The sequence below is a fragment of the Phormidium tenue FACHB-1050 genome (assembly GCF_014696925.1).
Classification (GTDB): domain Bacteria; phylum Cyanobacteriota; class Cyanobacteriia; order Pseudanabaenales; family Pseudanabaenaceae; genus Pseudanabaena.
This window is the reverse complement of the sequence record NZ_JACJQY010000006.1, coordinates 15,182-35,811: the sequence shown is the minus strand read 5'-3', so window position 1 is coordinate 35,811 and position 20,630 is coordinate 15,182. Positions and strand designations below refer to the sequence as shown.

Here is a 20,630-nt window from a genome sequence, read left to right as displayed (position 1 = left end):
TCCTTAGGCTATAGGTCAAGGATGTATTGCTTTTATCTTTACGTAAAGTCGTCTAATCAGAAGAGCAAGGTAATGCGTCATGAGCGATGGATTATACCTTTCGGGCAACGTGAAAAGCTGATATGTAATAGAGCGTCAGGTAATCACGATCATCTTGATGAAGCATCCGATATAGCACTTCTCTCAAATTTGTAAATAGATTATTTCTAGTAGTCTCTTCCAGCGCAATATATGGCGATAAGGTACTCAATAGCAAGAGATAGTCATCAAGGCTGTATTGAACTTCGTTAACCATAGATTCATAAGATAAATCTTCAAAATATCCTGAGCTTAGAATATCTTGGCTAAACTTCTGGAAATGATCTTGATGTGTAAGCTGATCTTCATATCTAGCATAGATAGGAACAGAAGGGGCAAGGGTCTGATAAACTCTATCAACAATTTGGTAAGTTGTATAATCTAGTTGAGGAGGTGTATTCCATAACAAAACCAAATATCCATCCGCCTTTAGAGCTTCAAAGGACTTGAAGTAAGAGATCGCAGGATCGATCCAATGCCAAGATGTCGCTGCTAATACTGCATCAAATTCATTCTTTGCTATTTCCCATTCCTCAAAGAAAGTATTAACAATTTTCACTTGCGGATATGCCGCACAGTTTTGTCTAGCTAGTTGGAATGCTTCTAAATTTGGCTCTAGACTGAGCAAAGAGAATCCTAATTCAGCAAAAGAAACTGTAGCGATCGCAGGTCCGCAACCAATCTCAAGAATATTTGATTTGGGGGGCAATCGTGTCAGTTCAATAACGCGAGAAATAAGTTCAAGAGCATATCGGGGTCTCACCCGATTATAAGCATCAGCCACCGAACTATACCAAGTTCGCTTGGAATCTATGCCTTTTCCAACATAATCTTTAGTTACTTCTGCCCAACTTTTATGATTAGGATTTGCGAGAATATCTTCTTGGAACGAATTGGGCAAATTAGTCATAAAATCCACTTGGCGGTTAGTAACGATCTTATGGGGTCAGCTTACCATCTGTGAGAACAACAATGAATTATGACTAATGTATTTTTGGCTAGCGCTTGTTCGCAAGAACAAAAACTAGTGAAAAAGCCAAAAATGTACCAACCAATATTTGAGATTACGCCAGAAATTGAGCAGCATTTTGATAGCCCCCTGCGAGTAAAAGCCGAAGCAACCGTCGAGGCGATCGCCCTAAGTAAATCAATATCATCAGCAACAGCAGAACAACTGGTAGAACTCGCCAAAGCGTCAGGATGGGGAACACTCACCGATATCTGGGTGAAAACGAATCATCAAGGCAACACATGGCAGTATCGATGTCATGAAAAACTGAGCCAACTATTGACCCAAGCCGAAATCCAAGCCGCCAAATCCGCAACGGCAACCGCCTACCAAACCAGCTTTGAAGTAATCCGCGCCATGTGGGATATTCTCAGCGATATCGGCTTTACAGGAGGAGCGATCATCGAACCAGCGTGCAACACCCTAGCATTTATGGGATGTCAGCCCACGTTGATGCGAGAGCGATCGCAATGGGTCAGCATAGAAATAGACCCAATCTTTGCCCAAATCGCGAGATTGCTATATCCAGAAGCCCTGATTTACGCACAGGGATTTGAGACAGTGAGCCTAAGTGACAACAGTTTTGACCTAGCGATCGGCAATGTTCCCTTTGGCAATTACAAACTCTACGATCCGCGCTACGCCCACCTGAACCTAAGCATCCATAATTACTTTCTAGCCAAATGTACAGATTTAGTGAGGGAAAATGGGTTGATAGCCATGATTACCAGTTGTTTCACCCTTGATGCAGCCAATACCAGTTTTCGGAAATATCTAGCGAGTAAATTAGAGCTAGTGACTGCCATTAGATTGCCAGACATCGCTTTTAAGAGATTTGCCAACACCGAAGTAGTTGCCGATATCCTTATTTTCCGCAAACTCACAGAAACAGAACAGAGAGCCACGAATCAAAGAAATTATAAATATCCTGATTGGGTAAAGACAGCACCATCAGGCAAACACACAGTTAATCAAGAGCCAATCATGATTAACCAATGGTTTGTAGAGTCAGCCTAGCGGCTGAGCTAGAGAGTAACCACACCAAAACTACCGAGCGAGTCAATCCTATTAAGGATTGACTCGCTTTTTTAATTGAGAACAAACCCATGTCTATAACCCCATTCAAATTCCGCAATATTCTCGGCGAACTAACTGTCTCAAAACTATACGGCGGAGAGCATTTAGGCGTAACTGCCCCAGCAAACTTTGACTTGAGAGCAGAGATAAGCAAGATTGGGAAAGCGATCGCTAAATTCTATGAACCAGCAGTAACTGAAACCAAAATAATCCAGATTCCACCACAGTTACAAAAAGTTCTACCCAATGCATTCTGCGAACATGAAGGACAAATCTATCGTCGCACCGACTATCAGCTAGAACTAGTCGCAAAACAACAACAACGCATTCGTGCCGCTATGTCTGTCGCCAAGATCCTCGACCTAGTGCTGAGAATGCAGCAGTACGAAGACGAAAAAGAACTAGCCAAACTGCGCCAAATTCTCAATCAAAAATATGATGAGTTCGCAATTAGATTCGGACATTTCACCAGCAAAGAGAACCTCAGCATCTTCCAAGAAGACCCCAACTACTATCGATTGAGAGCATTAGAGATTGACCGAGGCAAAGGCAAAAGCCCCGCCAAAGCCCCCATCTTCCATCAAAGGACAGTCAGAGCAACCCCAAGATATCGTGCCGATAACGCCAAAGATGCTCTAGCCCAATGCCTAGATGCCAAAAGCTATATCGACCTGGACTGGATCGCCAATCTGATCGACAAAAGCATTAGCCATGTCATCACTGAATTAGAAGGCGACATCTTCTACAACGGCACAATCCCACCCACAACAGTGAATGAAACCACTAATGCCGAATGGATAACCAGAGAAGAATTCATCAGTGGCAACGTCGTCAACCGATTCAACAAAATCATCGCATGGCAAGAAAGCGGAGTCCCCAACTGGCTGAACATCGACAAGTACTATCAAACGATCAGCAGCAACCAACCAGTGCCTTGTTTACCCGAAACCCCAGACGTAGACATCAAAGTACGCTGCGCCGTCAAACTCGGCATCAACGTCAATGGCATGACCACCAACGAGCTAAACCTACTATTGCACAACACGATCCGCGTCAAACTCGGAACGACATGGCTCCCCGAAGATGTCATCAAAGAATTCAGCGAACAACTGCTTAGCCATGCAGGAACCAGCACCGTCAAATTCCATCCCGACCCAGTCAACATTTGGGTAATCAAAGGCGACAGCAAACTGACAACCTCACCCCAAAACAAAACCGAATGGGGAACCCCTAACCACACTGCCCTTGAATTGATAGAACACGCGCTCAACCAAAAAGACCCCAAGATCTATGACCATATCCAAGACAAGCATGGCAATGTCATCAGCATTCTGAATGTGGAAGCCACCACCGCTTCGCGGACAATGCAAGACAAAATCCAAACCGCTTTCAAAGCATGGATTTGGAGTGATGGCGATCGCGCTGAGCAACTCTGTCTGTACTACAACCAATACCACAACCTCTACCGCGATACCGTGTATGACGGCTCGCACCTAACATTCCCAAATATGGCTCCCGACTTCGAGATGCGGAGCCACCAGCGCAACTTTGTGCGTCGAGTCGAACGACAAAGAGCATCATTTGCCGCCCATCGGGTGGGATATGGCAAAACCGCCACGATGATCGCCGCAGGCATGGAACTAAAACGCAAAGGCATGGCTCACAAAGTCATGCATGTAACCATGAAATCAATCCTGCCAGGATATAGCAAAGAATTTCGACGACTGTATCCCGAAGCCAAAATTCTCGTGCCGAATGCTCAAGACTTTGCCAAAGATCGCCGTCGTGTCCTACTGAGCCAAATTGCCACCCATAACTACGATGCAATCATTCTCACCTATGAACAATTCTTCAACCTGCAAATTAGCGAATCAACCGAACTGATGTTTCTCGAAGAGCAAATGTCCGCAATTATCTCCATCTGTGAAGCCACCAACAAAGAAGAATCCAAACAAGTCTTCCGCAACTTAGAAGCCATGCGAAAGAAAATCTCCTTGCGAATCCAAGAAATCGAAACTAGCGATCGCAAAGACCGCGTGATTTACTTCGAGCAACTGGGTATTGATGCGCTTTTCCTAGATGAAGTACAGCAAATCAAACGACTGCAAATTCTGACCACCCAGCACAATGTTGCAGGTATTCCCACAGGTTATAGCCAACGCGCCCATGACTCCTTCATGAAAGTGCGATACCTACTCACCAATGGTAAAAGAGTCATCTTTGCCACAGGCACACCATTGAGCAACACCATGGCGGAAATGGACGTGTGGATGCGCTATCTGCAACTAGACCTGCTGCAACAGCAAGGACTAACTCACTTCGACAGCTTCTGCTCAAGATTCTGTGAAACCAGCACCGCCTTAGAAATCAGTCCCACAGGCAAACTGAAATCGAAAACCCGCCTCCGCGAATTCGTTAACATGCCCGAACTGATGGCGATGTGGTGTCAAGTCACCGATATCCAGACCGCAGCCCTTGCCGAAGTCAAGACCCCGAAACCCCATTACCATGTGATGTCCTGCAAACCATCACCAGAGCAAATCGTCTATATGGACAAACTCTGCGATCGCGCTGAGGCTGTCGCAAAACGTAAAGTCAAACCTGAAATTGACAACATGTTAAAAATTACAGGCGATGGAGCCAAAGCTTGTATGCATACCAAATTGGTATCGCCTCAAGCAAGCGAATGGATTAACAACAAACTCTTAGCCTGTGCTTGGAATGTGTGGCAAATTTGGACAATCACCGCGATCGCCAAAGGCACTCAAGCAATCTTTTGCGATCGCAATGCACCCAAAAAAGACAGGTGGAATAGCTATTGCTATATCCGCGACACCTTAGTGATGCTGGGCATACCCGCTGACCAGATTGCCTTTATCCATGATTACGACACGGATACTAGGAAAGCCAAACTGTTTGAAGCCATCAACGAAGGCAAAATTAGGATTGTCTTTGGCTCGACATCAAAATTGGGAACAGGTGTGAACATGCAAAGCAAACTGATTGCCTTGCACCATATCGATTGTCCGTGGCGACCATCGGATCTCGAGCAACGCGAAGGCAGAGGAGTGCGTCAGGGTAACGAATGGAGCGATGTCTTCATCTTCCGTTATGTCACTGAAGGTAGAAATAACCAAGCAGGATTTGACTCGTTTCTATGGCAAGCGATTGAGAACAAGCAACGGATGATTTCGCAGGTGATGTCGGGCGATCGCACTCATCGCACCATCGAAGACATTGATGAGACTGTTCTTAATGCTGCCCAAATGAAAGCGATCGCTTCGGGAGATCCATTAATCATGGAACGCGCCACCCTCGAAGCCGAATTGCAAGGACTAGGAATGCAATTGCAAGCCTATAACGATATGCAATTTAGGGACAAATCCAAGATTCAGTACCTCACTGACATGGTAAATACCAACCATCCCACCAGCATTCAGCGCATTCAATCAGACCTAGCCATAGTCGCCCAAGCAAACCTGAAACAATTCATCAGCGATCGCGGCGTGATGCTAGACAAAGCCGTGCTAATCGATCATCACATTACCGAACAAGTGCAAAGGCTCAAAGAAAGCTACCGATTGTCCCAAATCCAAATCGGACAATTTGCAGGGCTGAACGTATTTCTGAGCAGATTTGGCTCAGAGGTTAATGGGTATATTGGCATGAGCGTTAGTTCTGGCTATGAATTTAATGCAGAGTGCCAGCAACCCTTTAGTTCACTGTTGCATGTGGTGAGAAATGCGATCGCCGCCAAGCTAACCACAGCCCAAGAAAATCTGGAAAGAGACAGACAAGAACTGCCAATTCTCCAGAATCGAGTCAGTCAAACCTTTGAGCAAGCTCAGGAATACGAGCAGAAATCAAATCGGTTAGGATTCCTGAAGGAGATGTTTGATGCGATCGCCCATGAATCTCCTGTAGACGATAGCATAGCTGACAACTGTGCAGAAGGAGAAGAGTTGGAAGAATCTAGAGAAATCTTCTGGGAAAGAGACTCCAGTGCCGCTCCACTAGAGCCACCATCAGCAGCGATCGTGGAAGTATTGAGGCAGAGACATTTTGAGGATTGGGTATCAGGTGACGCTGATAACTGGCTTGAAGAACTCGCGCAGCTTTTGGGCGATTTCGATCTGCCTGTGAATGGCGATCAGTTTTTGGCGGTTCCAGAATCGAATTGTGAATTCAGACCATTGTCTGAATTCACAATTCTAGAAGGAGGAGGTAAACAACTTGTGATTCCGCATAAGAATGTAAACGAACAGATAGAACAACTTTGGTTGTTCTAAAACTGTTAAATGCTTAATAGATGTTTTGGGGAGCTACTTTAGTAAAAAAAACTAAAATGATTGGCAAATATTTAAACTCTAAAGTGTTAGATATCTAAAGTATTTATCACTAAAGACTTTGAGACGCTTATCATGTTTGATCTTTCCGAAATATCTATTGAGTAATCATCCTCTCTTCTTCGATATTCTGCCAATAAGCAGCGCTTTGTTCACGAGATGAGATCTCATATTCTGCCCACTCTCTTACTCTGCGAAGTGGATGTGTAAGAAATTCACGAGCAATTTCAATTTCCCTGTGATTGTGATCGACCATATCTCCTACATATACTTGCATATTATGCCCTCCAATACAAAATTTTTGAAATGTCTCTTCATCATTATCAAATTCTGACAAAACAAACTCGGTAAGTTCTGGCAAAACTAACTCTCCATTTTGATCAATGTAAGGAAGCTCAAGTTGTCTTGCAATTTGTCTTGCCCCAGGCACTCCTACAGAACGAAGCCAATTCTTCATAGCTTCAAGAGGTAAAGAACGAATTAGATAGCGATATTTCTCAACCGCAAAATTCCATCTATAGTTTTCGTCAAGGATTGTTTCACCAACTCTCATCACTACTAGTTCAGGGAAAGAGTTTGATATCTCAATTAGGACTGATTGAGCCTCATCTTTTAAAGTCAATTTTTCTACAACTAAAGCAAGACATGCAATCTTAATTACTCTATCAGTATCAATACGACTCATGTAGAGTAAGATTTTTTTCCATGTGTAAGTTTCTGCAAGAGCATTTTTAGTAACACTATCGAGAATATTCCAAATTGTATTTTGGATTTCTTGATCTTCCAACACATTTTGCTGAGACACATTATTAAAGTTAGATAATCGAGTATCTACAAAATCCATAGCAATTTTGGCAATAACTCTGTTATTAGCATCCAGTGCTTTTTCCAGTCTCTGAAGCACTTCCTGAAACTGTTCGATCTTTAGAGGGTTTTGCCATGTGCCACGAGCAAACACCCCAAGTAACTCAGATGATAATTTGCCTTGATCTACAAGTCTCAAGGCTCTATCAAGAGAATGCGTAAGTTCGCCGCCCGCAGTAAATAAATCATAGGCTAGTTTAGGATGAAGAACCTCAAGAGCGTCAATCTTATTATTTATAGTTGATATATATTCAGGATGATTTATCATCAGACTAACAATATACTGACTAACCAAACTGCTTGCTTTACCTACTTTTTCTAGCTCATCCAAAAGAATATTAAGGCAGTTTGCTTGTGTGTCATATTCACCCATAGCAATACCTAGATCCCAAGCGCCACGAGCTTGAGGTGAGCAAAGCCAATTAATCTCAGGTTTAAGAAGTTCAGTATCTTCGCAAAGTTTTTTTGCAATATCTAAGACTCTCTCACGCCAAACCTCTTGATTATTTTGAAAGGAGTGATGCCAAGAAGTCTTCCCTATAATATCAATGATCTGACCATGTAAATCTTGCGGGACAATCAAGGAAAGCCATTTCTGAATTTCTTGTGGAAGAGTAGAACTAGTATCCAAATTAATATTATCAGATTGATTTACTTCTTCTTTTCTCGCAAAATCAATATGGACTATCTTGCTAGCACCATAGTCAAACGTATAATGTAGAAGATCTTCAAGTTGACTCTTGAGTAGTACTAGAAAGTCTTGAGGGATTTGACCTGCTGAAAAAACCTCCTTAGCCCTCTCTATGTGACCATTTAAAATTATAGTGCGAATATTAGCAATCGCTATGTTCATAGCTCCATTACGCAAGCGGATATCATCACTCTTAGAACTCTCAATCAACAGATCTAAAGTTAGTTTCGTACATGCTCTAATTTCGTCTTCTGTTGCAGGCTGCCACTCTTCAGGAGGGATGCGGCCAGCTATTAATAAGTTCCCTACGATGCGATGTCCTTCCATCGAGAAGGATTTATTTATAGCATCATGAATAAGTTCTAGAGCTAAATCACCTTTAGTCTCGAAAAGTTTTTTACGCAAAACCTCTAGTCTTTTTGCAAAAGAGATTGGTGTACCTGAGAAAAAAATACAGAAAAGATTTTTCCAAACGTTACTAGAGTTATTAGCTAAGTTATGTTCAGTTTCAGCTAATGCTAGATTCCAAAGAATTGTCTCTGACAAATTAAAAAACTCATCAAATCTTGACATTTTCTCTGCTAACCAAACGAGAGAACGCCTTGTTCCAGAATAGCTGCCTTGAATTTGTAGCAAATCTTCCACTGAGGCAGTAGACATCAAATCAGCTAATTTTAGCAAATACTTTTCTGGATTTGCCTCTGACAAAATAACAAACCGATTGACTGTATCAATATCACTTAAGTCAGACGGTTTAAGTTTTGAAGCCCAACCCCGAAAAAATTCGCCAACGACTCTTCTAACCTCCTCAGAAGCGCTCATAGAAACTCTTTGAAGAAAAGACTCTAATATTTGATCGGGTATTTTTTCTAGAAAACTAGATGGATCGGGTTCAATCCAGTAACGCCAAGCATTTTCAAAAGCTGCTTTGGCAATAATTTCTGGAGTTATATAAAGATATCGTCCAGCGAAGCTAATGAAACCTGGTGTATCTTTGAGTCTATTGGCTACTCCAGTCACCTTGATTCTTTCGATACCAACAATCTGGCATAGACAATCTAATTCCTGCTTTACATCTTCACGAAAGCCCACTTTACGCAATAGAGAGATTGCATTTATAATACGGCTCTCTTCATCATTTAATCGCTCTTTAAGATAGTCTTTTATGTTTGGCAATATAGGCTGAAAACCTCTTCCAGTAGCGATTTCATTGTCTCGATTGCATAAATCAGCAGCTAATCGAACAAAACCTTTCGATAACTCTACATATGCACGAAGTCTATCGGGCAAAACAGAAGGGAAATTTCGCTCAAGAATTTCTTCGACAATATCTTCGGGAATTCTTTGCAGCCAAGGCTCTTCTGCCCCAGTTGAAGGACGTTCTCCTGAATTGTCAATGGAAATCATCCTAACTCTATCAGTGTATCCTCGAAGAATATCAATTAGTTCCATTCTTGTTTTTGGCAAACACTCATCAGCTACTAAGATAGCCCTAAGAGAATCACTATTTACTAAATTACGTGCAATTTCTTTTGCTGAAATATCCGTTGTGTAAACAACTAGGTTCCCTAACACTGAAATGTCTAGCAATGCTTCATAGACAAATCTAGTTTTGCCAACACCTGCTTCACCTTGAATTGAAATATTAACGCTTCTACACCGCTTGTCAAAAAATACATGTTCCAATATTCTCCGCTTTATAGGATTCCATGCCAGTACTTCTGAATATCTAGAAGTTACACTTGTGATACTCTGCCCCCAAGATTTAAGATGCAAGAAATTACCTAGATTAGGTCTAAAAAATTTAATAATAATGGCTGGAAAACTATTAGCCCACACTGCTAAATGTGATGCTGTAAGCACAACTGGTAAAGGGGCAGAATTATTAATCAGGCTAATTTCTTCCTGAAGGATATCTTGCCAATCCTTCCTTTTCGTTGCTGGCATATCATCACAGATACAGAAATAGTAGCGGTAGCCTGCCTGAAGTAGTTGATGGACATAGGCAATATCTTTACGCTTAGTGCTGATTTTTCGGATCTCGTTACGCAAGTCAGTGTCACTTACATCGGCATATCCCATAGCTTTATATTGCCAACAAGTTGGAGTTGACGGAGAGTCTATAAATGTAGATGACATGGCTTGCTTAACTTCGGTATCCACTCCTTGATCGCCAATATTTGTCCGTAAGTTAGTTGATATTAATGTTTGAGATATCCCCCCCGTAAATGCTTCAGTTCTAATTAAAGCATCAACAAACTCGGTGAAACGATCACCTCCAGGCGTTCTTAATGAAATAATATCTCGCGCATTAACAGTCCACATAAAATATATATTGAATAATATTTTTAATATTATACCTTGTCCACATCAATACCTGTAGTTCTTTTAGAGACATGGTTTAAGAAGAAAACTTATGCGGATCTTTGCCTTAAGACCTTTTGATGCAACTTCACCGAAAATTGAGTTTTACTCTAAACTTTAATTGTGTTAGACAAACAATCTTTTCTGTTTTATTTTGTCTTTCTTTCAGCCTGAATTTAAGCCCTATAGCTTGTAAAGCTTGTCAAAATTCCTTAGCAGGAGTTTTATTGAAAATTAATTTGAGGAAAAGGATTGAACCAATGAGCTTGAAATACAATCTGTCGGATTTACCAACTGGAAGTGAATCAAGGCAGAGCCATGTAGAATTTATTCGCGTGAATCTAGAGCTACTGCTAGCAGTAGCATGGCACGGCTATGAGAACGAAGGCAGAGGAGCGATCGTCATCGATGTCAGTAAATCGAAAGAATCGCAAATCGGTCTCAGTCCCTATCAAAAATGGCTGAACTCCGAAAGCTATGGTTGCTACCTGAGCCAAGCTACAGCAGATCGCATCGCCACCGAATCAGGACAGCCAAACCCATTTCAAAAGGATGAGAAGAGACAGATTAGGGAATATAAGCCAGACAATCAGGTAGTAGTCTGCTTTATCCGCACCGATGGCGGATTTAGTTCCTATGTAATCGCTCATCCATTCTTGACTGCGAAACAAGCCTATGAAGCTAATAAAGCTAGACTACAAGCCGAGTTTGCCGTAGACAAACCCAACTAACCCCAACTCCAATATTCAACCTTCAAAAGCCTCCCGATGTAGATCGGGAGGCTAATTTGTTATGGAGTCAAATATGACTGCAAAAAGATACAAAAGCATCCTGTGCGGAATATTGCTACTAGCGATCGCTATCCATCCAGAACAGCATCACGTAGAAGAAAAGCATCCAAAAATCGTCCATATCCAAACCCGTCGCCAGCGCAAATATTGGCGAAAGAAGCAGAAGAGTATCAGTGCTTAGAAGCAAATAGCTGTTAGCGATTAGCCAAAAGCTATTTGCTATTTGTGAGGTTCAAAAATATGACAACAAATCAATTTGGTGAATCTTTTAATCTCGCAAAGATTGAATCAGAAATCCAAAAAACAAAAAAGCTAATCGCTTCTCTACAATCCAAACTCGACAAGAATATCGGAAAGAAGAAGACCTCTATCGACCTACAAATAGCTAAAAATCATTTGCAGATACTATTACGCGATTGTGAAATAGCAAAAAATGTGAAGCCAATTATCAAGGAGCAAAGCTTGAATGAAAAACATCAAAGGCAACATCCATCAAATCAAAACCATGCTGAAGATTTGCAGCAAATATCATTGGGAATTGAAAAAGATTATTAGCTCTCGGAGCAAAGAAGGCTCTTACCTATTTGTAGGAGATATTCGAGCAGAATTCAAATGCCATCACGATCGACCAACTCACGCCAAATTTGACCCATCATTGACAATTCGCAGTGACGGAACGGTAGATCTCAACGAAAACCTGTTTAAAGATTCTCCCTATACACAAGAGATCAAGAAACTGCTAGAAGCAGCCCATGTGAGTACCGAACCAACCAGAAAACTAGGGACGGGAATCAAGTAAACAAAGGTCAAATAGAGTCATCCCAAGCCCCAAAACAACCGCTACCGAATTCACTACTACCAAACAATCGCCTAGCAAACTGCAAAAGGCGATCGCTCATCAGAATCTAAATTAGAGGATAAACGCCATGAACACAGCAGCGATGATCGCGACCCAGCAAGCATTGATCGACAAAGGAGCCGAATACTTAGGCGACCTAATCGCATGGTCAATCAATGCCGAGACCAGACTAAGCGAAGCCACGTTGAAACGAGCCGCCGAGCAAGTTAACCTCGACTTCAGCTACCTCCCCGAAAGCCCCAACAAACTAAGTGCATTCAAAAATGCGAGAACAAAAGCCCAGACCCAGCTGAGCAACCACAATCTATTAATCCGTCAAATCTCTAATAACGGCGTACTAGTCTATGGATTTGTCCTAGAGAACAAGAACGAGAAAGACAAAAAGCTGCGCTATTACCAACTCGCATCTTATAGCTTCGATAAAAGCAACGAAACCACCAATTGGAATCGAGAAGATTGGAGCCAAGAAAATGAATCGCTGATTGACATCGCCAGAACTACCTTCGACAAATGGTACAGATGGAGCCAAGAAATCACCAGCAAAGAAATCCGTGCCATGCTAACGGAGTTTGTCAAAAAAGCAGGAGTGCCATTTCGAGAACGAGGCGGAACATACTTTGTTGCTCGTAGTTATCGATTAGAACTAACCGCCTTCCGCGAACTACTACCCCTGATTCACAAAGAAAACAACATCCGCTGGATGCCGATCGCAGGCATAGGCGACATGGACATCATCGCGAGGCAATCCTTAGAAAAAGAAGTGCAATCGATGTCCAGTTACCTAGACGAACTGCTAGATCCTCAAAAAGTATCAGAGACAAAAGGCAGCACCCTGAAAAATCAACTCAAAGTATATCGGGAAGTAGAAGACAAAACCAAAATGCTATCCGAGCTATTGCAATTTCGCTCCGATGCACTGACCGATAAACTTGCCCAACTGCGCCAACGTTGCCTGAACGTACTGGACGAAATCGCGACCACAGCAGTTGAAAGTTCAGAAGAGCAGCCCAACCAAGCAGAAGAAATTATTTCTGAACTAGAAGAAATCAACCTAGCAGAAACAACAGAAGAAAGCCCAGACAACCTATTTGACCTCGGCTTCTAGCGAAGGATCGTGGGAGTAGCCAACGCGCTACTCCCCATTCAATATCAAAGATTAAGAGGAACTCAACAATGATGACAACCGAAATCGCCCAGACAAATGGACATATCACAGCATTGACCGTAACTAATAACTCTCCATCGGAGAAATTGCAGCAACTGCGAGAGCAATTGAAAACTGTATACCTAGACCGCAGCGAAGCGATCGACCTGATCTTGGTAGGACTGCTATCAAAAATGCATGTTTTCTTAGGAGGCAAACCAGGAACAGGCAAAACCGAACTCGCGAAAGCAGTCTCTGATGCAATCACAGGAACCACCTTCTTTCATTACCTGATGACCAAAACTACTGTTGCTGAAGAAGTATTGGGAGCACCTGACCTCGCCGAACTGCAAAAAGGCAAATTCGTGCGCGACACTGAAGCCATGTTACCCGAAGCCCACCTAGCCCTAATGGACGAAATTGGCAAAGCCAATAGCATTGTCCGCAACTCCGCATTAGGACTGATGAACGAACGGGAATTCCTAAACGGTAAAACCAAACTCCAGTCACCATTAATCACCATGATTGGCTGCTCCAACGAACTCCTAGATGGAGAAGAAGATGGAGCATTCTGGGATCGGCTGAGCTTGCGATACATGGTCGATTATCTAGGCGATGAAGACCTGAGAACATTGCTACTCCGCAAGACAGGCAACATTGCCGCACCGCAGATCACCACCATGTTGAACCTAGCCGAACTAGAGCAAATCCAAACTGCTGTGAAAAACGTACCATTTCATGCCCCAGTGATCGACTCTCTAATCGATTTGCAACGGGAACTGAAGAAAGAGAACTTCATCGTCAGTACCAGAAAATACGTGCAGATTGTCACCATCCTCAAAGCCTATGCTTATTTACAAGAAGAACCCGAAGTCAGCGAAGACAGCTTTGAAATTCTTAACCATGTGATCTGGAATCATCCTAGAGAACAAGCGTTGATCAGAAAAATCGTCGCCAAAGTTGGCAACCCCGTGAATATCCAAGCCCAAGAAATCCTCGCCGCCATCACCGAAAAGCTATCAGACTTGGGCAACTGTCCAGTTTATGGCACCAAGAAACAGCAAGACGATTGGGCAACTGAAGGCTCTGGAGTATTGTCCGATATGCGAAACATGATCGACAGACTGCAAAACTTGATTGCTCAGCACCCAAACAGGGCAAAGAAAGCACAACAAGCGATCGCCGAAATCGAAGCCAAGAAGAAACCATTACTAGCGAAAGTCAGCGAAATCATGTACGGCGCATAGAAACAACCAACAGAGAGCAGATTACCTGCTCTCTCATCTTTCTCAACTTAATAGAGAATCAAAATGCAAGAACCCTTAGTGTATGTGATCCCGAAATGGACAGAGTTATGTGTCAATGACTTTAAAGAGAAATCATCAAGACTAAGTGAAGTCATCGAAGAAGGCGAAAGCAAAGTCTACAACTTTGAAACCTTTGTCAGCGAAACCTATCATCGCCTGTACGATCGCCAACCCAATCGACTCGAAGACAGCGCCATCAAACCTGAAAACAAAATCTGGATCGCCATCCATCAACAGATGAGCGAACTAGAAGTATTTCAGCAATTTAGCAACCGCCTGAATGGAGATGAATTTCTTGCAGGTATTGGCACAACCGCCCTATGTATCGCGATTGTCGAAATGCTGCCCGAACCAACCGAACCACTAGAAGACCCAGAAGTAATCAGAAATCAGCTTCGGGGTATTTTTGAAGCATTGCAAGGACAAACACCCAATGCTGGGCTGATGCTAAAAATTCAACAGTTAAAACAAAAAGGACTAGAAGCGCGACTAGCAAGTGAAGCTTATGCTGATTCCATTAGCAATGCCGAAATCGAAACCGCACTGCTAATTGGCATAGCCAAAGCCGAAGCAGAAATGCAAGCGATCGCCGAAAGCATAGAAGCCTTTAGCGGAGGTAGCGATTACAGCCAAGAAACCCAACTCAAAATCGCCGATAAAATCCATCTCGCCCAGCGCCTTCAAGCATCGCCAAAACTGCAAGCGATCGCTGAACTCGCAGGCAAGAAAATCGCGATCGCCGCCAAAATGCAACGTAGCAAAGTCAAAGAAGGACGCACCGAAATCATCGGTGTAACCACAGGCAACGACCTAACGCGCCTACTGCCCTGCGAACTAGTAAAGCTTACCCAACCCGCACTATTTCCCATATTCGCCCAAGGCTATATCGAGCGATCGCTATTACAACGAGAACTAATCAGCCGCGAACCACTAGCCAGAGGACCAATCATCATTTGTCTAGATTCAAGTGGGTCAATGGCAGGGCAAGCAGAAATCTGGAGCAAAGCGATCACCCTCGCCCTATTGAGTATCGCCGTCAGTCAAAAGCGCCATTGTCGCATCTTACACTTTACAGACATAGTGGAGCGGATCGACGACTTCTCGGGAGAAATCCCCGATACCAATAGCGTGATTGACTGCATCGAAAAGTTCTACAACGGCGGCAGTACTTGTTTTACAGCCGCCCTCACGGGAGCATTAGCATCGATCCAACAACACGAACAAACCAAAAAAGCAGACGTGGTATTAATCACCGACGGACTAGACATTCCATCATCTAATTTTATGGAGCAATGGCAAGCAGACAGGAAAAAGTATGAATTTAGTTGCTACGGCATCTTGATTACCAGTGGAAACCTCCACAACAATGAAAGTACGATCAGCAAACTATGCGATCGCTATGTGGAAATAGAAGATCTCACAGACGACAGTGAAGTGTCCGACTGTCTATACAGCATCTAAAAAAAACATTTGTAGCCAGAAAAGGCGGCGCATCGCGCCGCCTTTTCTGGCTTTTCCTCTAGCGAGGCTCGCAAGGAAAAATTCCAAGTATTTACCAAACCCACTTACTCAAAAGGAGAAATATCTATGACCTACTCATTTCAGCAAGCAACCAAAGAAAACATCAAACTCCGCATGGCACTGTACGGTCCCCCAGGCTGCGGCAAAACCTACACCGCCCTACAACTAGCATCAATATTGGGCAAGAAAATTGGACTGATCGACACCGAATATGGTTCAAGCCGTAAATATGCCAACCTGTTCAACTTTAAAGTTCTTGAACTAACCAAATTTGGACCCAGCCAATATTACAACGCCATTGAAAGCGCCGAAGAATCAGGATTTGATTACCTAATCATCGACTCCCTATCCCACGCATGGTACGCCGAACTAGACGCAGTGGGCAGTGACGTGAGGAACTGGGCAAGAATCCGCCCGATCGAACGCCAACTATGGGACAAAATCATCAGTTCGAGTTGCCACATCATTGTCACGATGCGGTCAAAGATTGAGTACGACTACAGCACGACTGAAGTTGGCGGTAAGCAGAAAATTACTGGTGTCCGCAAGATTGGTACAGCACCTATCCAAAAGGAAGGCAGCGAATTTGAAATGGACATCTGTGGCTTACTAGATGACCAGAATACCCTGACAATCTCCAAGAGTAGATGTCCCGAAATTAGTAACGGTATTTTCCCAAAACCAGGCAAGAAATTTGCCGAAATGATTCAAACATGGCTGAGTGATGAAACCCCAGTTAACAGAAATGCCTTTATCCCGATCATCAATGTACCTGTAAATCCTGTCGTACAGGAGCCACAAAAACAGTCCGAACTAGCCGCAGTCGTCAGCAGCAACGGTCATATCCCCCAGATGGCTAGTACCAACGGTCATATCGCTACAGTCATTGAAACCAAGCCAACTACCAATACCCAAACCCATCACAGCAAACCCGACAACCCAGCCAAAGCCGCCTTCAAAGCATTATTGGCAATCACCCAGCAACATATCAGCAAAGTGATTGAAACCAGCATTGACCTATATGGAGCCGATGAAAGCGGATTGAAACCCAAATTCAACAGTGAAAATATGACCGCTGAGCAAATCAAAGCAGTGTGCGAAGCACTGATGCGAGAATGGCTAGGTCTTAAAGGATACCCCGCCGAACTAGCCCAAAACCTAATTGATATATCGACATCGCGGCATCCAGGACAATACGCCGAGATCGCTAAAGACATCGCTAACCAACTGGAATTCTAGCAAGAACCAGTTTAGCTCCCAATAAGCAACAAAACCGATGATTACCTTACAATCATTGGTTTTGTTGCTTATTGCTATAAAGGAAAGAGTTTAGGCATTGTAAAAATAGACTAGACAAAGTTTTATTTATCCTTAGCTATTTATCCTCACTCTCACTGTACAGGGGATTTTAGCTAACCATTATCAGATACTGCAAATCAAGCGATTTACAACACTGAGATATTTAACGATTAATGCAAAATCGTCTATTTATTGTTCTTCTGTCTTAAATAAGTAGGGCAATTGTTGATGTATTCAGTTTATTTCGCCTGTCTTACATTTCAGATAGCCAAGCATTGATTTTAGCGATGAGTTCTTGGGTGGTTTGTCCTCCTGTGAATGGGCGTATTGGGATTGACTCTGTTAGGCTTTGGCAGAGTTGATTGATCGCCTCATTAGCACTTTTGCCATAAAGGGCGATCGCAAATTTCTCGACACCAAGAACGCGCCTGAGGTTAATTAGTTCGCGCTTTAGGTTGGAGACTCGGTTAATTTCTGGAATCTCGCGCCCTAACGAGTCAAAGATTTTGATGGCGATTTCTTCGGCGATGATATTAAGATCGCTTTCTTGTTCGATATCTCTGACATCGACGACTACACAGCGTATTTCAGGGTGTTTGGTAGTGCGATCAATCTCTTTTTGAACTGCATCACGGTCTATAAACTGATTTTCTAAATAACTTAAATCAAATATCTCCGTAAATGCTTCACGATGCCATGACTCGTAAAAATCTTTATAATTCATCAATTCTGAGCATCGCCATAGAAAATGATACGCAAGACAATCAGCTTCAGTAGATCTATCTTCGGTTTGATTCCAAATCCATTTAGAAACTTCGCCAACTATTGCTTCAACTAATGATGGTTTAGTTGTTTTCGGTATACAGTAATTTATCAAATAAGGATTGATGTGAAACCATTGATAAAATGGGCTGCTATCTCTAATCTCATCATCTCTAATTGAATCAATAAGTATGATAATTTCTTTAGGATTCGCAAAATCAATTTTAATTAGTGATTCGATAACTTTATCTATTTGATGATTAGACTCAGTTGGGTTAGATATATATCTTGTGTAAACATCCACGCAATCAATTTGACCAAGTAGTTGCTCAATTTCATTAATTACATATCCCAAAATTTCAACTATTTCATCTTCATCGATACTATCGAGTGAAAATTTTATACATCCAGTAGATGGAACTATGCCACAACAGGATAAATTATATTCAAGAAACGATTGAATATCATCATAATCTTCTATTTCTACAGCTTTTAATAATAGCTTCTTGATGTAATCTAACTCATCTTTGACTCTTGTATGATTGGAGTATATTAAAGCTCGTTTCGCATATTCTTGAATAGGGTATAAGAATCTTATCCAATTTTGAGTTTCACTGTCAAAGCATCCAAATGCATACTGACACAATTGCCACATGACATTATTTATATTCTCCTCAGAACAATCTATGTACTCTGCCATTAATCTTGCTGCTAAAGCTATAGACTGATAGCCATAAAAATATTTTCCAAACTGAACAAAACAGTAATTGTTTTCTTCAAATTCAGCCAATTCATCAATTAACTTGTCCTTCTCTTTACTCTCTTTAGAATCTATTCCAATCCAAAACAATGCAATCTCTAACCATTTTGATTCAAAAATTTGATAACAGCCAGAAATCACATTATTAGGTTTGTTTTCGAGAAAAAAGCTGTGTTTGTTGATCGCTAAAGCTGCAAAATATTCTTGAAAAGTGGCATGAAAGAAAGAATAAACTTCTTCATCTAGAGCATGGCGATCAATTAGAGCATGGCGATCAATCAAACTTAGCCAGCCCACATTACAAGCAAGATTGAATAGATCGCTACTGCCCATTGCCTTAACTGCAAAACTGCGCGATAGGCGAAAACCTGCATCACTATCAATAGCCGCGATCGACAATTTACCTAAAGCCTGATGTAAATCTTCTCGTAAAGAATCTTGAGTTCTGAGATCCACATCAACACTATTAGGCTTCCATTCATAAAAATAACGAACGAATAGCTCATACAGTCCTGCCTTAGTCTCTGGTAGATCTCTATTAGGATTGCGATAAAAAGCCTGACATAACAAAGCCAACCGTAAAGGATGCGTGACCATATACCTAATGCGATCGCGATTAGGTTCATTTAGCTTTTCCTGTAAGATGGATGCACTTTCTGGACATTCAGCAAAGCTAAACCATTGATTAATAAATGAGTCCACCTGCTCAGACGATAGATCTCCCATTTTGAACGTGTCGAAATTTGGCAACCTATTGATATGAGCTTCCCAAACATTCAATCGACAAGTCATCACTACTCGCGATTGTCCGATAACTTCCTTGATCTCTCGATTAATTCTATCTAAAGCCTCTGCCGATGACTTGGCTTGCATTTCGTCTAAAGCATCTAATAGTAACCAAATCTTTCCAGCTTGGAATTGTTGAAATAGAGACTCTTTTTGTTCTTCAGTGGCTTCTCGCTCATTCAGCGCGTGGGGCAACCAAACATCATTGATGTAAGTTTTGAGCGATCGCCCCTGTAAATCTGCCAAACCAATAAAAATTGGTAAATGTTGGCTATCTTTTAATTTTTCAGCAATTGTCACCAAAAAAGTTGTTTTCCCAGCACCTGCTTCCCCAGCGATCGCAATATGTTTGTTCTCACGCTGCCAATTAAGAAGATCTTCCAAAAACTGAGCATGAGGATAAATTATATTTTCTGTTTTTCCATTAGCCTGTTTGTCATCGCCCTCAACAGATTGATCATCCTTCTTTTCTACAGTTTCAATAAGATCAAGCGGCATATAAACATTATTTTCTGCCCCCAGTCCTGTCGCCTGTCTTCTCAATTCCTTAGCATCTCGTTGTTTATCCAACACATCCCCACAAATCGACAGCCAATCTATAAAATCACTCTCTGTCTCAGTTGAAGGATTGTCAATCTCATTTTCAGGCTTTAGACCCACAGCTTTCATAAGTTTAATCAGCGTATTGCGATTGACTGGCTTACCACCTAAAAACCTTTGAACAGTCTTAACTCCTAGATTGGAAACACCAGCCAGATCCTCATATGTCCATCCAGTTTTATATGGATCGTTGGGACATTCCAATTCAGCCATCCGTAGCATAACCTGTTGAACAATCTCAGAAGATACTTTGATGCCCATAGCCTGATTTGTGTTAGTCATTAGCTTGTTAATTACCATACCAGTTACAAGCCCAAGCTTACGCAACCCAACAAGATTTTAAAAGGTCAGAAAAGGTCACTAACTACTGAC

At 42.2% G+C, this 20,630-nt stretch carries 13 protein-coding genes; 10 read left to right on the top strand and 3 right to left on the bottom strand.

The window, feature by feature from the left end; translation table 11 throughout:
* Positions 1–91 precede the first annotated feature (91 nt).
* Positions 92–988, bottom strand: coding sequence for a class I SAM-dependent methyltransferase (locus H6G05_RS05695; protein ID WP_190577096.1), 897 nt, complete (start codon positions 986–988; stop codon positions 92–94).
* A 132-nt stretch (positions 989–1,120) separates the two neighbouring features.
* Between H6G05_RS05695 and H6G05_RS05690 the strand changes: the two genes are divergently transcribed.
* A complete protein-coding gene (locus H6G05_RS05690; protein WP_242025277.1) occupies positions 1,121–2,104 on the top strand; it encodes an Eco57I restriction-modification methylase domain-containing protein in 984 nt (327 codons plus the stop codon).
* Positions 2,105–2,193: 89 nt separating this feature from the next.
* Complete coding sequence (locus tag H6G05_RS05685; protein WP_190577094.1) at positions 2,194–6,453, top strand: DEAD/DEAH box helicase family protein; 4,260 nt, start codon at positions 2,194–2,196, stop codon at positions 6,451–6,453.
* 154 nt (positions 6,454–6,607) lie between these two features.
* Here the strand turns inward: H6G05_RS05685 and H6G05_RS05680 are convergent, their stop codons facing one another.
* Complete coding sequence (locus H6G05_RS05680; RefSeq protein WP_190577092.1) at positions 6,608–10,390, bottom strand: hypothetical protein; 3,783 nt, start codon at positions 10,388–10,390, stop codon at positions 6,608–6,610.
* Between the two features lie 299 nt (positions 10,391–10,689).
* On the opposite strand from H6G05_RS05680, the gene H6G05_RS05675 reads away from it, so the two are divergent.
* The 8 genes from H6G05_RS05675 (at position 10,690) to H6G05_RS05640 (ending at position 17,290) form a co-directional block, all read left to right on the top strand.
* Positions 10,690–11,160 (top strand): hypothetical protein, encoded by a 471-nt coding sequence (locus tag H6G05_RS05675; protein WP_190577090.1) that lies wholly within the window; start codon positions 10,690–10,692, stop codon positions 11,158–11,160.
* A 73-nt stretch (positions 11,161–11,233) separates the two neighbouring features.
* Positions 11,234–11,401, top strand: coding sequence for a hypothetical protein (locus H6G05_RS05670; protein WP_190577088.1), 168 nt, complete (start codon positions 11,234–11,236; stop codon positions 11,399–11,401).
* Positions 11,402–11,460: 59 nt separating this feature from the next.
* Positions 11,461–11,775 (top strand): hypothetical protein, encoded by a 315-nt coding sequence (locus H6G05_RS05665; protein WP_190577087.1) that lies wholly within the window; start codon positions 11,461–11,463, stop codon positions 11,773–11,775.
* Positions 11,759–12,019 (top strand): hypothetical protein, encoded by a 261-nt coding sequence (locus tag H6G05_RS05660; protein ID WP_190577085.1) that lies wholly within the window; start codon positions 11,759–11,761, stop codon positions 12,017–12,019. The genes H6G05_RS05665 and H6G05_RS05660 overlap by 17 nt, the downstream gene beginning before the upstream one ends.
* Positions 12,020–12,146: 127 nt before the next feature.
* On the top strand, positions 12,147–13,184 hold the full coding sequence (locus H6G05_RS05655; protein WP_190577083.1) for a DUF6744 family protein: 1,038 nt from the start codon (positions 12,147–12,149) through the stop codon (positions 13,182–13,184).
* 68 nt (positions 13,185–13,252) lie between these two features.
* The gene (locus H6G05_RS05650) at positions 13,253–14,470 is read left to right on the top strand and encodes an AAA family ATPase (protein WP_190577081.1); all 1,218 of its coding nucleotides are present in this window, start codon (positions 13,253–13,255) and stop codon (positions 14,468–14,470) included.
* 63 nt (positions 14,471–14,533) lie between these two features.
* Positions 14,534–15,991, top strand: coding sequence for a vWA domain-containing protein (locus H6G05_RS05645; RefSeq protein WP_190577079.1), 1,458 nt, complete (start codon positions 14,534–14,536; stop codon positions 15,989–15,991).
* A 126-nt stretch (positions 15,992–16,117) separates the two neighbouring features.
* Complete coding sequence (locus tag H6G05_RS05640) at positions 16,118–17,290, top strand: AAA family ATPase (protein ID WP_190577077.1); 1,173 nt, start codon at positions 16,118–16,120, stop codon at positions 17,288–17,290.
* A 313-nt stretch (positions 17,291–17,603) separates the two neighbouring features.
* Here H6G05_RS05640 and H6G05_RS05635 read toward each other — a convergent pair whose 3' ends face one another.
* A complete protein-coding gene (locus H6G05_RS05635) occupies positions 17,604–20,540 on the bottom strand; it encodes an NACHT domain-containing protein (protein WP_190577075.1) in 2,937 nt (978 codons plus the stop codon).
* Positions 20,541–20,630: the final 90 nt, after the last annotated feature.

Coding starts and splice junctions, on each gene's coding strand:
- H6G05_RS05695 (WP_190577096.1), bottom strand. CDS start 988: ATGACTAATTTGCCCAATTCGTTCCAAGAAGATATTCTCGCAAATCCT.
- H6G05_RS05690 (WP_242025277.1), top strand. CDS start 1,121: ATGTACCAACCAATATTTGAGATTACGCCAGAAATTGAGCAGCATTTT.
- H6G05_RS05685 (WP_190577094.1), top strand. CDS start 2,194: ATGTCTATAACCCCATTCAAATTCCGCAATATTCTCGGCGAACTAACT.
- H6G05_RS05680 (WP_190577092.1), bottom strand. CDS start 10,390: ATGTGGACTGTTAATGCGCGAGATATTATTTCATTAAGAACGCCTGGA.
- H6G05_RS05675 (WP_190577090.1), top strand. CDS start 10,690: ATGAGCTTGAAATACAATCTGTCGGATTTACCAACTGGAAGTGAATCA.
- H6G05_RS05670 (WP_190577088.1), top strand. CDS start 11,234: ATGACTGCAAAAAGATACAAAAGCATCCTGTGCGGAATATTGCTACTA.
- H6G05_RS05665 (WP_190577087.1), top strand. CDS start 11,461: ATGACAACAAATCAATTTGGTGAATCTTTTAATCTCGCAAAGATTGAA.
- H6G05_RS05655 (WP_190577083.1), top strand. CDS start 12,147: ATGAACACAGCAGCGATGATCGCGACCCAGCAAGCATTGATCGACAAA.
- H6G05_RS05650 (WP_190577081.1), top strand. CDS start 13,253: ATGATGACAACCGAAATCGCCCAGACAAATGGACATATCACAGCATTG.
- H6G05_RS05645 (WP_190577079.1), top strand. CDS start 14,534: ATGCAAGAACCCTTAGTGTATGTGATCCCGAAATGGACAGAGTTATGT.
- H6G05_RS05640 (WP_190577077.1), top strand. CDS start 16,118: ATGACCTACTCATTTCAGCAAGCAACCAAAGAAAACATCAAACTCCGC.
- H6G05_RS05635 (WP_190577075.1), bottom strand. CDS start 20,540: ATGACTAACACAAATCAGGCTATGGGCATCAAAGTATCTTCTGAGATT.